Below are 15,116 nucleotides of genomic sequence, written 5' to 3'. Positions count from 1 at the left end.
TAGAAAGGGCATCTAATTTTAACGATGCGTTTGAATCATTTCTTTGTTGTTGACCCATGTTTGAACTTCTATATACTCGAATAACACACACCTTTGTAAAAAATATAAAACAAAGCTTTAGTCGAGCAACTTAGGAGCCTTCATGTCACTACCGCGCTGCAATTCCTACTATAACGCCACCATCAACCAAGAAACCGATTATGAGGCACTACAAGGCGAGGTAGATGTCGATGTGGTGATTATCGGCGGCGGTTTTACTGGTGTTGCCACCGCAGTAGAGTTATCGGAGCGAGGTTACAAAGTCGCCATCGTCGAGGCGAATAAAATTGCTTGGGGCGCAACGGGGCGTAATGGCGGTCAAGTTACGGGTAGTCTCTCTGGCGACGGGGCGATGATTAAACAACTGCGTAATCAAATTGGCGCTGAAGCAGAGGATTTTGTGTGGAACCTGCGCTGGCGCGGTCATGAGATCATTAAAAATCGGGTGGCTAAATATGGTATCGATTGTGATTTGAAGTTTGGACACCTACATACCGCCTATAAGCCCGCTCATATGAGTGAAATGCAGGCGACCTTTGATGAAGGAGTGCGCCGTGGCATGGGCGATGAGCTTAAACTGTTGTCAAAAGCCGATATTCCTCAATATTTAGACACGCCGCTTTATCATGGTGGCTTACTCAATAAACGCAATATGCATCTGCACTCGGTCAATCTGTGTATTGGTGAGGCGAGGGCGGCTGAGGCCAATGGTGCCCTGATTTTTGAGTATTCGCCAGTGCTGGATATTATCGACGGCGAACGACCAGTGGTGAAAACCGCGCAAGGGCAAATTATCGCTAACAGTGTGGTACTCGCTGGTAACGCTTACCATAAATTAGCGCGTAAAAAATTAAGTGGTTTGCTGTTTCCTGCCTCTCTGGGTAACTGCGCTACGATTAAGCTTGATCCCGCACTTGCTAAGCAACTCAATCCTCATGATGTCGCCGTGTATGACAGCCGTTTTGTACTCGATTACTACCGCATGACCGCCGATAACCGCTTAATGTTTGGTGGTGGTACCAATTATTCTGGTCGCGATTCAAAAGATGTGGCGGCAGAGCTTCGCCCGGCGCTTGAGCGCACCTTCCCGCAGCTTAAGGGGGTTGAAATTGAGTTTGATTGGACCGGTATGGCGGGTATTGTGGTCAACCGCATTCCCCAGCTGGGTAAAGTGTCTAACAATGTATTTTACTGCCAAGGTTATTCGGGTCACGGCGTGGCGACCTCGCATATTATGGGCGAGATCATGGCCGCTGCTGTGATTGGTCAACACAAAGAGTTTGATCTATTTGCCAATATGAAACAGATCCGTTTACCCGTCGGCGAGTGGTTGGGTAATCAAGGGATGGCAATCGGTATGCTGTATTACCGCATGATGGAGAATTTTCGCTAATTGACGCGATAGCTCGATCTTCGAATGAAGGTGTTGGTATTTTTGGCTTGTAGCGTTAACCTTCGAATGAAGGTGTTGGCATTTTTGGCTGATAACATTTGGCTGAATTGGTTTTTGGTATGGCTGATGGTAGCGTTAACCTTCATTGTTTTGAATCGCTTGCAGCAGGCTATTCGTGCAGGTACTTCTGTGACACGCCGCAAGTACGTTCCCTGTAGGCTCTGCCGTGACATCCATGTCACGAAAGGTCACAGCCGCACCTACACCGAGTTATCTATTTCTTCGATTTGACCTTGTGAGAAGCTTTTGGACAAAAACACGTTAGAGTATCCCCTCTATCACGAGTCACTTAGATGAGAAAAAATATCTCAATTTATCTAATTCGCTCCGACCCCTTTATCTTATGACTTTAAAAACTTTGACAGCCAAGTACATACTTTGATTCGCAACAATAATTAAGTGATTGTTTTTTGTAACTCAAATAAGCAGTTGGTAGTATTGTGTCATAGAAATTGCTTTTTGAATTGAATAGAGGTTTGTATGACATCGGAAGTTAAGCTTGATTGGTCAGAGCCGAAGAAGATTGAGCTGGGCGATGGTAAGTTTGAATCCTTGCCAGCCGATAAACTACAGCGTCAGGAGTATGCAGATTTCATTGCTGACTTTCTTTCAAAGCAAGGGTTCGAAGAAGCATCTGGAGATATGAAAAACTATGTACTAAATCTTAATGCGGAATGGGGTTCTGGAAAAACGTACTTTCTTCGTAGGCTATCTGAAGACTTAAAGGTACATCACCCTGTTGTTTATTTGGATGCTTGGAAGCAAGACTATTCAGAAGATCCATTGATGACAGTTGTTTCTTCAATGATTAGCCAACTCAAAAGCCAAGCAAGATTAACTGGTGTCGATGAAAACACATTTGAAGCCCCTAAAAAGCTATTAGGGCTATTGAAAGCTGCTGCACCCAGTATTGTAGGGGCTTTTGTAAAAAGGTATGGCGGATTTGATCCTATTGAGCTTTGGGAGAATAGTGAAACTGAGGACGTGCCACCAAAATCTACTGCTGATGCTGGTTCGAACGAAGTGGATATCAGTGCAACAGCTTCTCAAATGGTTAAGGAACTACTTCGCCAACATGAGGATAAATCTGAGGCGATTGAAAGCATTAAACTTAATGTAGAAAACTGGGTTGAAGCAGTAGTTGGATTGGACACGGCTAGAGATGATTACAATAGAAAGTATCCAGCATTTGTATTTATTGATGAGTTAGACCGCTGTAGACCTAGTTATGCGGTAGAAATGCTGGAAGTTATTAAGCATATATTTGATATTGCAGGTGTTGTTTTTATCGTCGCCACAGATACTGCGCAATTACAGCATGCAGTTAAAGCCATCTACGGAGAAGGATTTGATGCTAGAACATATTTAAGTCGTTTCTTTAATAGCAGGTTTACTCTAAAGCAGCCTACTATAGATAGTCTGATTTATGCCCACTGTGATTGTGAAAAACTTTCAGGACAATACATAAAACAAAACCGTATTGTTGTATGGCCTGAGTGTGAGAGCTACGAGCATAATATAAGTAATATCAATTCTGTAATTTCATGTTTTGGTCTTCCAGCTAGAACCATAATTCAGATAACAGACAGGATTATTGCTATTTTAGGCCATATGAAAAGCGGTAGTAAGGTTGACTTATTGATGTTGACAGCACTTATGAGCCTTAGAGAAAAGAATGAAGATGTGTATGAAGCAGTAATCTCTTATAAGTTTGGACGTAGCGAATGGTCAGATGGTAATAGGGTTAAGCTAAATAGATATTTAACTCAGAACTATGACTTTAAAAATAGAAATATCATGTTTAATGTGGATTCTAATGTGCCTTACGACTCTCCACTTGATCAAAGCCTAACTCAGTACCCTGATGCTGTATATAAAGCTAATTTGTCGCATTATATGAAAGATATTTTCAGCATATATTTAAAATCTGTGGAACCCGATTATAACGGTAGTGGGGGGATGGGGCGTCACCTTTCGACAAACATACCACTTAAAGAGAAGTTAGCTCAAAAGGTATGCACTTATCCAGCTAACAGGAACTCACATGAAGATGAAGATACTTCAAATGCGTGGTTAGATTTCTACCATAGTCTGTACAAACTCGAAGATGTCGATATTACCTATTATCAAAATTTAATAGAGTTAGCTTCTGCTCTTGAGTGGGATGACTAGCAACAATTTCGGTCAATTATAACCACTACCAACTAACCTATCCTTATGCGCCAGATGTGAGTAAGTAGCTGAACAATAATTACATTGTTAAAAAAGAGACCTCTAAGCATTAATTCTTTCAATCATTACAGAACTAAAAAAAGCGATGGGATCAGGTCTTGTATTTTGCACCTCACATTAGATGAGGTATGACAAAAGCTACTAAATAGGACATGAACAAACTTTGACTCTAACTAGCTTTGGGGCAAAACCTTCTTAGCTTTTTACTCGCCACTCATACCAAATGAAGCTAAATCGAAGAGAGAAAATAACCTAGTGTAGATGCAGCTGAGGGTATCGAAAACATGGATGTTTTCGTTAAGCGGCCAAGGATGGCGCAAAGCGTCCCGAAGCAGTATCTGCACATGAGCCTGCCGCAGGCAATTAACTCCCATTGAAGGTACGACCTTCAAGCTCACTTAACCCATTCCCACCCAGCCAAATGCTACATAAGCTAATCCAGAAAATGCCAAACCTTCATTCCAAGGCCACCAAACTTTGGGGCAAAAGCGCGTTAGCTTTTTACTCGCCCCTCACACCAAATGAAGCAAAATCGAAGAGAGAAAATAACCTAGTGTAGATGCAGCTGAGGGTATCGAAAACATGGATGTTTTCGTTAAGCGGCCAAGGATGGCGCAAAGCGTCCCGAAGCAGTATCTGCACATAAGCCTGCTGCAAGCAATTAACTCCCATTGAAGGTACGACCTTCAAATACCCTTAACAAATAAGATACAGCCAAACGCTACTAAGGCTAATCCAAAAGAGTGCTTGCACATAAGGCCTGCGGCAGGCAATTTCAAATGGTGAAGGTTAGACCTTCAAACACACTTTCCAAAAAAGACTTCGCCAACCACTACCCAGACAAAGCAAAAAAATGCCAAACCTTCATTCCAAGGCCAACCCACTTTGGGGCAAAATCAAGTCAGTTTTTTATTCCCTTCTGACATCCGCCAAATCGAAGAGACGTTGAGATACCGAGTGTAGATACGCCGGTGAGCTTCCGAAACAGGGATGTTTCGGCAGAGCCTAAAGGGACTTATTCACGGCGTCTCACAGGCGTATCTGCACATCCCTCGCCGGGCAGGCGTTAGGTGGCGATAAAGGTATGACCTTCAGGCACACTTAACAAATTAGATGCAGCCAAACGCTACATAAGCTAATCCAGAAAATGCCATCCCTTCATTCCAAGCCCTATTAATACCAATCCAAAGTTAAATTTGATCCGAGTCCTATCCTGCTCGCGGCGCGTATCCGTACGAAAAGACAGATAAGTCATATCACCATGGTTGTTATTGGCTAAACTTTGTTTATGTAGCTGGTTGCTCATCTACCCACAAGCTTTTTGCTAGCAGGTACTCCTTTATCTAGACTTAACCTATTGCCATGAATTAAGGAGAAGGTTTGAAAATCATTATATGTCACTGTTATTTATTGCTCGCTCTGTTACTTAGCACCGCCTCTGCGGCAGATGGGCCGTTGCAGCCGAGCTATCGATTTGCGTCTATTGAGTATTTACTTGAACAAGAAGTGGCGCGAGAAGTGATACCACAGATTTACCAAGGTCTAGGGCTAAATGTTGAAGTACTGCCTTTGCCTGGTAATCGGGCTCAACATGCTGCGGTGTCGGGGCAACTGGATGGTGAAGTGCTGCGAATATGGCGCTATGGTGACGATAATCCAACGATGTTACGTGTGCCTACACCTTACTATTATCTTGAAACCATGGCTTTTGTTCGCGCTGATAGTGGCATTGTTATCCGCGAGCCCAAAGATTTGCAGCCATATAGGGTGGTAAGGGTTAGAGGCGTCAAGCATACCAATAATATTACTGCTGGACTGCCACGGGTTCGAGACGTTGACAGTACTAAGATGATGTTCGAGCTATTGCGCAATCATCACGCTGATGTAGCGCTTACCAATCACCTCGATGGCCAGATCATGATGAAACGCTATCATTTCGAGAATATTATGGCGATGCCAACTCATTTGGGACACCGTGTGCTTTACCACTATTTACATCCTAAACATGCTAGATTACTGCCTGTAATTGATGCTGAATTTAAGCGCCTTGAAGACGCATCTGAACTGGCTACTATCATAAAGGCGGCAGAGAGGAGGGTGATAGAACGCCAACTTTTACTTGAATAACCATCCTTATTTTACCGTTGTAAACACCCCTCTGGCCTAAATCAGATACCTTTACGTGCGGCACTCTTATATGAGCGTCACTATTAGGGTAATTGTGCCGCAAGAAAATCCACCATTAATCGTACTTTGGGCGATAAATGACGATTATGAGGGTAAAGCGCCCATACGCCTTCGTTGGGTTCCTGGTATGAATTCAGCACAGGAACAAGGGCGCCCGTTTCAAGATCGTGGCTGATGTAGTAGTTGGGTAACTGTGCTAAGCCTAAGCCTTTCAGCGCCGCGTCTCGCAGGCCGTGGCCTGTATTGCATTGCAGTGTACCCACGACTTTTATCTGTCGTTCACGCCCTTGGTCAATGAATCGCCAGTAGTCATAATTGCCCATTAAACAGTTGTGCTGACTCAGCTCTGACAGGGTATGAGGTTCGCCAAAACGTTTAAGGTAGGCGGGAGAGGCGCAAATAAAGTTTATTCGCTGACTAATGCGTTTTGCCATTAGGGTTGAATCAGCCAGTTTTCCAATTCTAATTGCAAGGTCGATACCCGCATCAATCAAATTAACCTGCCGGTTTGTCAGCTCCACATTGATTTCAACACTGGGGTAGTTGAGCATGAAGTCGTTGACGATAGGCAGTATGTACTTTTCCCCATAAGCTACAGGCGCGGTGATTTTGAGTAACCCTTGAGGCGTGCCTTTTAAGCTGCTGAGGGCTCGTTCGGCTTCATCTAAGCCGTCGAGTACTTGGCGGCAATGGCGGTAGTAAAGTGTGCCTTCCTCGGTTAGGGATACTTTACGGGTTGTACGGTACAGCAATTTGGTGTCGAGTCTACGCTCCAACGCGCCGACTTGGCGGCTTACTTGGGCGGTGGAGATCCCCAGACGCCTAGCCGCAGCGGTAAAGCTGTCTGTTTCTGCCACGGCAACAAATTCGCAAATCCCTTCCCAACTTTGCATTATTACTATCTCGTAAAAATCATTTGCAGATTAGCTAGATTATCATTCATATAGAAATAAATACAATGTTGCTATCGTTAGGCCAGAAAAATTGAGCCAATTGCCACCCCCGTTGCCCTGAAAGCGACTAAATTGTAGGTGGCTCATCTAAATCATCGAGGGAGTTAGAAGCATGTCAGATAAATTTATCAAGTCGAAAGCGGCCGTTGCGTGGGGCGCAGGTCAACCGTTATCTATAGAAGAGGTGGATGTGATGCTGCCTCGTGCCGGTGAAGTGTTAGTGAAGATAGTGGCAACAGGTGTTTGTCATACCGATGCATTTACCCTATCTGGTGATGATCCTGAGGGCGTTTTCCCTGCCATTTTAGGCCATGAGGGTGGCGGAATCGTCGAGATGGTTGGTGAAGGTGTGACTAGCGTGAAAGTAGGCGATCACGTCATTCCGCTTTACACTCCAGAATGTGGTGAGTGTAAGTTCTGCAAGTCGGGTAAGACTAACCTTTGTCAGAAGATCCGTGAAACCCAAGGTAAGGGGTTAATGCCCGATGGCACCACTCGTTTCTACAAAGATGGTGAGCCTATTTTCCATTACATGGGTTGCTCTACGTTCTCTGAATACACGGTTTTACCAGAGATCTCATTAGCAAAAGTGAACCCTGAAGCCCCGCTTGAAGAGGTGTGTTTGCTAGGTTGTGGCGTAACAACCGGCATGGGCGCGGTACTGAATACCGCTAAGGTGGAGCCAGGTGCGAGCGTGGCGATATTTGGCATTGGTGGCATTGGGCTGTCAGCCATTATTGGGGCGACCATGGCAGGTGCTACACGCATTATTGCCGTTGATATTAATGACAGTAAGTTTGCGCTGGCACGTCAACTTGGCGCGACAGATTGCATCAATCCGAAAGATTATGACAAGCCTATTCAAGAGGTGATAGTTGAGCTCACCGATGGCGGCGTTGATTACTCATTTGAGTGTATTGGTAATGTCGATGTGATGCGCTCGGCGCTCGAGTGTTGTCATAAAGGCTGGGGCGAATCTGTGATCATTGGCGTTGCCGGTGCAGGACAAGAGATCTCGACGCGCCCGTTCCAGTTAGTGACAGGTCGTGTATGGCGCGGTAGCGCGTTTGGCGGCGTCAAAGGGCGTTCAGAGTTACCAGAAATTGTTGAGAAATACCTGCGTGGTGATTTTAAGTTGAGCGACTTCATTACTCATACTATGCCACTTGAAGAGATTAACAGCGCTTTTGAACTGATGCATGAAGGCAAGAGTATTCGCTCGGTTGTGCACTTTGATAAATAACAGATAAGCGTTAATCCTGAGCGCGACCGACGAGATGTCGGTCGCGTAAGGTAAAGGACAGATAATGACGATAGAAAACATAAGCAGTAACAAGAGTTTTGACGGGTGGCATAAGCAATATCAACATCAATCGCGTGTGCTTAATTGTCAGATGCGCTTTGCCATTTATCTGCCGCCTCAGGCCAGCGAGCAAAAAGTTCCTGTACTTTATTGGTTGTCAGGCCTTACCTGCACCGATGAAAACTTTATGCAAAAAGCGGGGGCTATGCGCATCGCCGCTGAGTTAGGTATCGCAATTGTTGCCCCAGATACCAGCCCTAGAGGTGAGGAGGTTGCAGACGATCCCGATGCCAGCTATGACTTAGGGTTAGGCGCAGGCTTCTATGTGAATGCCACCCAAGAGCCATGGCGTGAGCATTATCAGATGTATGACTATGTGGTTAGTGAGTTACCAGACCTCATTGAGCAACATTTTCCTGTGAATGATAGCCGTGCAATTGCTGGGCATTCTATGGGGGGTCACGGCGCGTTAACCATAGGTTTGCGTAATTGTGAGCGTTATCAGTCGATATCGGCATTTAGCCCGATAGTCAATCCGATAAACTGTCCGTGGGGACAACAGGCATTTGCAAACTACTTAGGTAAAAACCGTGATGATTGGATGCAATACGATGCCTGTGAGTTGATGAAAGTCGCAAGCTGCGATCTACCTGTGATGGTGGATCAAGGCACAAGTGATAACTTTGTTGAAGAGCAGCTTAAGCCTCATGCGTTAGTCGAGGCCGCTGCGGTGAATGATTATCCGCTAATTCTGCGAATGCAGGAGGGGTACGATCATAGCTATTATTTTATCGCCAGTTTTATCGAAGATCATCTGCGTTTTCATGCCAAGCATTTGAAGTAGATAAAAAGCGCATTAAAAAGCCGAATGTGAATTCGGCTTTTGTATTTATTATTCTTGATAAACATCGAGATCAAGTCGATTAAATTTCAACTTTGTCCATTTCCAGCTGCTGAAGCGCGATAACCGCTTGAGTACGATTGCGTACCCCAAGCTTTCTAAAAATTGCCGTCGCATGGGCTTTAATCGTTGCCTCAGACACCCCTAAGTCGTAGGCGATCTGCTTATTAAGCAGCCCTTCGGCAAACATCTGTAACACCTTGTATTGCTGCGGGGTAAGATCGGCAAGTTTACTCGCCATCTGATCGGTGGCATCTTCATCTATCTCTTGTAGTTCTATGTTAGCTGGCAGCCACATATCCCCATAAAGCACCGCAGTAAGGGCATCAGCTAAGGTTTCCATCGACGCAGATTTAGGAATAAATCCGGCACTGCCATAATGTACCGCTCGGCTAATGGTCATTGCATCTTCATGGGCAGAGATCACCACGACTGGCAGTTCAGGAAAATGAGTACGCAAATGAATAAGGGTTGAATAACCATGTGAGCCAGGCATTTGCAAATCAAGCAATACCATGTCGTAACTGGTTTCAGTTTTTTCTAGTAATGCTTGTAATGCATCAGCGCTATCTGCTTCAAACCAATTGGTATTGGCAAAAGAGCCACTGAGTGCCTGACGTAGGGCATTTCTAAATAGGGGGTGATCATCAGCTATGATGATATTCAAATTTTCTAGCTTCATTGCTTTTTGATTATCTTTGTTGCACTTGAAGATAGACTCAATGTAACAGATAACTGGCGTATTATTCTATGAATTTTATGCCCCAGCCGTTGCTTTTCTGATTAATTATCGTTCGGGTTAGACTTTAGTCTAAGGCGCTTGCTTGTAGGATGACGAATTTAACGGGATGAAAGAGGTGTCCTTACCTCTTATCTTATAGGTAGTTTGCAAGCCTTTCAGATTGGCCTAAGAGTAAAATATTACTTAGAAATAGATGCTTACTCTTGTGTCCAGACTTTTGTGGGTTTGCGATCATCATCGACAGCAACAAAGGTGAATACACCTCGAATAGCGTGCTCACGCTTATCTTGGTACATGTCTTCAACAAAAATATTAACTTCGACTTTGAGTGATGTATTGCCTACGTGGATCACTTTGGCAATGATTTCAGCAAGGGTTCCCGCTGGAATGGCTTTGTTGAAATCAATTCTGTCAGAACTGACGGTCACTAAAGGCTTACGGCAGAAGCGTGTGGCGGCGATAAAGGCTGTTTCATCCATCCAAGCTAATGCTTCACCACCAAACAGGGTGTTGTGGTGGTTGGTGATTGACGGGAATATCGCTTTAATTACGCGAGCTTCAGATTGATCTATTCGCGCTAGAATCGCGTCAGAATAGGGGGATTGAATGTTAGTTAGCGGCATACGGCAACCTTAAGGTTATGCATTAAAAAACATAAAGGCTCCATTGCTGAAGCCTTTATTAAGTAAAAATTGTCTAAAGTTTGTGGGTTAAACTAGCGCAGATCAGGCTAATTTATTGATACGTGCTCGTGAAGCTTTGGCTAAATCACGCAGCAGTTGCTCTGAGTCTTCCCAGTGTAAACAGGCATCTGTGATACTCTTGCCATAAGTGAGTGGCTCACCTGCAACGACCTTTTGATTGCCCTCTTCGAGAAAGCTTTCAGCCATAATGCCTGCAACCGCTGTCGAGCCTTGTTCTAGCTGCTGAATAATATCTTTGGCGACGACCAACTGGTTTTGGTGCTGCTTTTGGCTATTACCGTGACTAAAATCAACCACCATGCGGTGAGACAAACCGACCTTGGTTAATTGCTCTGCAGCCGCATAAACGTCATCGGCATGATAGTTAGGTTGTTTTCCGCCACGCAGAATAATATGACCATAGGGATTACCGCTGGTGCGGTAAACCGCCATTGCGCCGTCTTTATCGGGTGAATAGAAGATGTGTGGCTCTTTTGCTGCGCGCACCGCATCGATAGCGATGTTGATGTTACCGTCGGTACCATTTTTGAAGCCGACAGGGCATGACAGTGCCGAGGCCATCTCGCGGTGAATTTGGCTTTCTGTGGTGCGAGCACCTACGGCGCCCCAGGTAATAAGGTCGGCGATATATTGACCATTAACCATATCGAGGAATTCGGTCGCGATAGGCAACTTGAGTTCGGTGATCTGCTGCAATAGATGGCGTGCGAGGCGTAGGCCTTTGTTGGCATTAAAGCTGCCATCAAGATCGGGATCAGAGATTAAGCCTTTCCAACCTACAGTGGTGCGCGGCTTCTCAAAATAGACTCGCATTAAGATGCAGAGATCGTCTTTTAGCTCTTGATGTAATACCGTTAGGCGTTTTGCATAGTCGATAGCGGCCTCAGTGTCATGAATAGAGCAGGGACCTATGATCACCAACAGACGTTGATCTTCGCCAGTAAGAATGGCTTCAACTTCACGTCGTTGTTGTACCAAGTAATCGGCAGCGTCTTGAGTAAGCGGGTATTCAGATGCGAGTTTAGCAGGTGAAATGGCCTTGCATAATAGTGTTGTGCGTAATTCGTCTGTTTTAATGGTCATTCAATATACCGAGCGTTTGTCTTGGCATTTCGCCTTATTGCCTCGGATTATAACGAATAGTTGCTAGCTGCACAGCGCCTAAATCGTGAAAATTTCGCGAATTATCGCAGACTGTGCAGTTCGATGGCTGAAAAGATCTTAAAATTGTCGTGATATGAGCGACTAAATGTGCCGCTATATCGGCAATATTGGCCCAGCTTAAAACATATGACGCTCGAGACCTGTTTTCTCTAATATCTTTGTGGCTATCTCTTCAACAGAGTGATTTGTGGTGTTAACGAAGGGGATACGTTCACGTTTGTACATCATCTCAACCTCTTTGACTTCGATGCGGCATTGTCTGAGCGAAGAGTAGCGGCTATTTTCCATTCGGCTCTGACGGATCTCATGTAAACGCACCGGATCGATGGTTAGACCAAATAGCTTATGCTTATTCTTTTTAAGCATCTCTGGCAGCTTGAGATTATCCATATCATCTTCAATGAAAGGGTAGTTCGCTGCCTTTATACCAAACTGCATTGATAAGTAGAGGCTACTGGGAGTCTTGCCGCAGCGAGAAACACCTAATAAAACGATATCGGCTTTATCTATATGCTTGAGTGTTTGGCCGTCATCGTTTTCCATGGCGTAATTGATCGCATCAATACGTGCCTCATAACTGTGATTGGTTTTACCGTGGGTTCGGTGGACCACAGGGCTCGCTTTTATCCCTAATTGCTCCTCTAATGGCGCAACGAAAGTGTTCAAAAAGTCATAATCGATACATTCGCTGCTATATATGATGTCTCGAATTTCTGATTTGACGATAGAATGGAACACAAGTGGTCTTTCGCCTGTTGTAATAAAACAATCATTTATTTGCTTCTTTACTGCTTGCGCTTTCTGAGTTGTTTCTACGAATGGAATAGTAAGTGCATCAAATTCAACAGGAAACTGAGACAGTACTGCATGACCAAACACTTCGGCTGTGATCGCCGTCCCATCTGAGATATAAAAGACTTTACGTAACATTCCGACCTCTTGTAGTAATAAAATTACAAATAAAATTATACATTTACGCTGCTTGCTGTGGAGTGTAAAATGCCGCTGCCCTCCTGTGAAGGGGCCACACTGAAATAAACTTGCGGAGATAGAACTGTGCAGCAATATGTACTCTGGTATCAAGAATTAGGCATGGGTGACGTCAACAAGGTCGGCGGTAAAAACGCTTCTCTTGGGGAGATGATCAGCAATCTAGCTAATGCAGGTGTTCAAGTGCCTGGTGGATTTGCGACCACCTCTTTTGCGTTCAATGAATTTCTTGAACAAAGTGGACTTAACCAGAAGATATACGACACTCTAGATTCTCTAGATGTAGATGACGTGAATGCACTCGCTGCCGCCGGTGCACAGATCAGACAGTGGGTTATCGATACCCCATTCCATACCGAATTTGAGCAGGTTGTACGTGAATCGTATGACAAGCTTTCCTCTGAAACTCAAGATGCGTCTTTCGCGGTGCGTTCTTCTGCTACTGCCGAAGATATGCCAGATGCTTCCTTTGCGGGCCAACAAGAAACTTTCCTAAACGTTAAAGGATTTGATTCTGTGTTAGTAGCGATTAAGCATGTATTTGCATCGTTATTTAACGACCGAGCTATCTCATACCGTGTGCACCAAGGTTACGATCATAAAGGCGTAGCACTTTCTGCCGGTGTACAGCGTATGGTTCGCTCTGATACCGCAGCATCGGGTGTGATGTTCACTATGGATACTGAGTCGGGCAACAACGACGTGGTATTCATTACTTCATCATTTGGCCTTGGTGAAATGGTGGTACAAGGCGCGGTTAACCCTGATGAGTTCTATGTACATAAGCCAAGTTTAACCGCCGGTCACAAGGCTGTTGTTCGTCGTAACATCGGTAGCAAGCTTATCCAGATGGTTTACTCTGATGATCTAAATCACGGTAAACAAGTTAAGATTGAAGATGTTGCTGCAGATAAACGTCGTCAGTTCTCAATTAATGACGAAGAAGTGATGGAGCTTGCTAAGCAAGCTATGGTCATCGAAAAGCACTATGGTCGTCCTATGGACATCGAGTGGGCTAAAGATGGTAACGATGGCAAGCTTTATATTGTTCAGGCTCGTCCTGAAACCGTACGCTCACGTGAAGATGTACAACTGATCGAACGCTATAGTCTTAAGACTAAGGGCGACGTCATTGGTGAAGGTCGTGCGATTGGTCATAAGATAGGTAATGGTACTGCTAAGGTACTGGCTTCTATCGAAGATATGGACCAGATCCAAGAAGGTGATGTACTTGTTACCGACATGACAGATCCAGATTGGGAACCTATCATGAAGCGCGCAAGTGCTATCGTGACTAACCGTGGCGGCCGTACTTGTCACGCGGCGATTATCGCTCGTGAGCTTGGTGTTCCTGCGGTTGTTGGTTGTGGCGATATTACCGACAAGATTAAGCATGGTCAGCAAGTGACGGTATCTTGTGCCGAAGGTGACACTGGCTTTATCTTTGACGGTATCCTAGATTTCGAAGTGATGTCATCACGTGTCGATTCTATGCCGGATCTGCCAATGAAGATCATGATGAACGTGGGTAATCCTGATAGAGCGTTCGACTTTGCTCGTCTGCCTAATGAAGGTGTAGGCCTTGCGCGTCTTGAGTTCATCATCAACCGCATGATCGGTATTCACCCGAAAGCTTTGCTTGAGTTCAACGACCAAACCGCTGAGCTACAACAAGAGATCCATGAGATGATCGCAGGTTATGAATCACCTGTTGAGTTCTATGTGGCGCGTCTTGTGGAAGGTATTTCGACTATCGCATCGGCTTTCCATCCAAAGAAAGTGATCGTACGTATGTCAGACTTTAAGTCTAACGAGTACGCAAACTTAGTCGGTGGTGACCGTTACGAGCCAGAAGAAGAGAACCCAATGTTGGGCTTCCGCGGTGCAAGCCGTTATATCTCTGAGTCGTTCCGTGATTGTTTCGCCCTTGAGTGTGAAGCCATTAAGCGTGTCCGTGGTGAGATGGGACTAACTAACGTTGAGATCATGATCCCATTCGTACGTACCCTTGAAGAAGGGGCGCAGGTCATTGAGCTACTTAAAGAGCAAGGTCTTGAGCGCGGTAAAGATGGTCTTCGCGTCATCATGATGTGTGAGCTTCCTTCAAATGCGCTACTTGCCGATCAGTTCCTTGAGTATTTCGATGGCTTCTCAATCGGTTCGAACGATTTAACTCAGCTAACGCTAGGTCTTGACCGTGATTCAGGTATTATCAGCCATCTATTTGATGAGCGTGATCCTGCGGTTAAAGCATTACTCGCTATGGCTATTAAATCGGCTAAAGCGAAAGGTGCTTACGTTGGTATCTGTGGTCAAGGACCATCAGATCACGCTGATTTTGCCGCTTGGTTGGTTGAGCAGGGAATCGATACAGTATCGCTAAACCCAGATACTGTGATCGACACTTGGTTATATTTAGGTAACAATCACGCATAAATATTCACAACT

Annotated in this window: 11 protein-coding genes; 6 read left to right on the top strand and 5 right to left on the bottom strand. The window is 44.9% G+C overall.

What is annotated here, in order from left to right; genetic code table 11:
* Nucleotides 1-142: 142 nt before the first annotated feature.
* The 3 genes from K0I73_RS11490 (at nt 143) to K0I73_RS11480 (ending at nt 5,851) form a co-directional block, all read left to right on the top strand.
* On the top strand, nt 143-1,432 hold the full coding sequence (locus tag K0I73_RS11490) for an NAD(P)/FAD-dependent oxidoreductase (protein ID WP_220061268.1): 1,290 nt from the start codon (nt 143-145) through the stop codon (nt 1,430-1,432).
* A 540-nt stretch (nt 1,433-1,972) separates the two neighbouring features.
* The gene (locus K0I73_RS11485) at nt 1,973-3,664 is read left to right on the top strand and encodes a KAP family P-loop NTPase fold protein (protein WP_220061267.1); all 1,692 of its coding nucleotides are present in this window, start codon (nt 1,973-1,975) and stop codon (nt 3,662-3,664) included.
* Between the two features lie 1,440 nt (nt 3,665-5,104).
* Nucleotides 5,105-5,851 (top strand): substrate-binding periplasmic protein, encoded by a 747-nt coding sequence (locus tag K0I73_RS11480; protein WP_258405178.1) that lies wholly within the window; start codon nt 5,105-5,107, stop codon nt 5,849-5,851.
* Between the two features lie 83 nt (nt 5,852-5,934).
* On the opposite strand, the gene K0I73_RS11475 is transcribed toward K0I73_RS11480, so the two are convergent.
* Nucleotides 5,935-6,804 carry a LysR family transcriptional regulator gene (locus tag K0I73_RS11475; protein WP_220061266.1) on the bottom strand — a complete coding sequence of 290 codons (870 nt, stop codon included), beginning with the start codon at nt 6,802-6,804 and terminating at the stop codon, nt 5,935-5,937.
* A gap of 172 nt (nt 6,805-6,976) precedes the next feature.
* Here K0I73_RS11475 and K0I73_RS11470 point away from each other — a divergent pair, with 172 nt between their 5' ends.
* Nucleotides 6,977-8,107, top strand: a complete 1,131-nt coding sequence (locus tag K0I73_RS11470) for an S-(hydroxymethyl)glutathione dehydrogenase/class III alcohol dehydrogenase (RefSeq protein ID WP_220061265.1) — start codon at nt 6,977-6,979, stop codon at nt 8,105-8,107.
* 64 nt (nt 8,108-8,171) lie between these two features.
* The gene (gene fghA / locus K0I73_RS11465; protein ID WP_220061264.1) at nt 8,172-9,011 is read left to right on the top strand and encodes an S-formylglutathione hydrolase; all 840 of its coding nucleotides are present in this window, start codon (nt 8,172-8,174) and stop codon (nt 9,009-9,011) included.
* A gap of 79 nt (nt 9,012-9,090) precedes the next feature.
* Here fghA and K0I73_RS11460 read toward each other — a convergent pair whose 3' ends face one another.
* The 4 genes from K0I73_RS11460 to ppsR form a co-directional block, all read right to left on the bottom strand.
* Nucleotides 9,091-9,750, bottom strand: coding sequence for a response regulator transcription factor (locus K0I73_RS11460; RefSeq protein WP_220061263.1), 660 nt, complete (start codon nt 9,748-9,750; stop codon nt 9,091-9,093).
* A gap of 257 nt (nt 9,751-10,007) precedes the next feature.
* Nucleotides 10,008-10,433 (bottom strand): acyl-CoA thioesterase, encoded by a 426-nt coding sequence (locus tag K0I73_RS11455; protein ID WP_220061262.1) that lies wholly within the window; start codon nt 10,431-10,433, stop codon nt 10,008-10,010.
* A gap of 102 nt (nt 10,434-10,535) precedes the next feature.
* The gene (locus tag K0I73_RS11450) at nt 10,536-11,597 is read right to left on the bottom strand and encodes a 3-deoxy-7-phosphoheptulonate synthase (protein WP_220061261.1); all 1,062 of its coding nucleotides are present in this window, start codon (nt 11,595-11,597) and stop codon (nt 10,536-10,538) included.
* Between the two features lie 198 nt (nt 11,598-11,795).
* Entirely contained in the window at nt 11,796-12,608 is an 813-nt protein-coding gene (gene ppsR, locus K0I73_RS11445; RefSeq protein WP_220061260.1) for a posphoenolpyruvate synthetase regulatory kinase/phosphorylase PpsR, read from the bottom strand.
* A 126-nt stretch (nt 12,609-12,734) separates the two neighbouring features.
* On the opposite strand from ppsR, the gene ppsA reads away from it, so the two are divergent.
* Nucleotides 12,735-15,104 carry a phosphoenolpyruvate synthase gene (gene ppsA, locus K0I73_RS11440; protein ID WP_220061259.1) on the top strand — a complete coding sequence of 790 codons (2,370 nt, stop codon included), beginning with the start codon at nt 12,735-12,737 and terminating at the stop codon, nt 15,102-15,104.
* The last annotated feature ends 12 nt before the right edge of the window (nt 15,105-15,116 follow it).

The sequence above is a fragment of the Shewanella mesophila genome (genome assembly GCF_019457515.1).
Taxonomy (GTDB): Bacteria; Pseudomonadota; Gammaproteobacteria; order Enterobacterales; family Shewanellaceae; genus Shewanella; species Shewanella mesophila.
The sequence above is the reverse complement of the archived record's forward strand: the minus strand, read 5'-3'. Positions and strand labels throughout refer to the sequence as shown.

Coding starts and splice junctions, on each gene's coding strand:
- K0I73_RS11490 (WP_220061268.1), top strand. CDS start 143: ATGTCACTACCGCGCTGCAATTCCTACTATAACGCCACCATCAACCAA.
- K0I73_RS11485 (WP_220061267.1), top strand. CDS start 1,973: ATGACATCGGAAGTTAAGCTTGATTGGTCAGAGCCGAAGAAGATTGAG.
- K0I73_RS11475 (WP_220061266.1), bottom strand. CDS start 6,804: ATGCAAAGTTGGGAAGGGATTTGCGAATTTGTTGCCGTGGCAGAAACA.
- K0I73_RS11470 (WP_220061265.1), top strand. CDS start 6,977: ATGTCAGATAAATTTATCAAGTCGAAAGCGGCCGTTGCGTGGGGCGCA.
- fghA (WP_220061264.1), top strand. CDS start 8,172: ATGACGATAGAAAACATAAGCAGTAACAAGAGTTTTGACGGGTGGCAT.
- K0I73_RS11460 (WP_220061263.1), bottom strand. CDS start 9,750: ATGAAGCTAGAAAATTTGAATATCATCATAGCTGATGATCACCCCCTA.
- K0I73_RS11455 (WP_220061262.1), bottom strand. CDS start 10,433: ATGCCGCTAACTAACATTCAATCCCCCTATTCTGACGCGATTCTAGCG.
- K0I73_RS11450 (WP_220061261.1), bottom strand. CDS start 11,597: ATGACCATTAAAACAGACGAATTACGCACAACACTATTATGCAAGGCC.
- ppsR (WP_220061260.1), bottom strand. CDS start 12,608: ATGTTACGTAAAGTCTTTTATATCTCAGATGGGACGGCGATCACAGCC.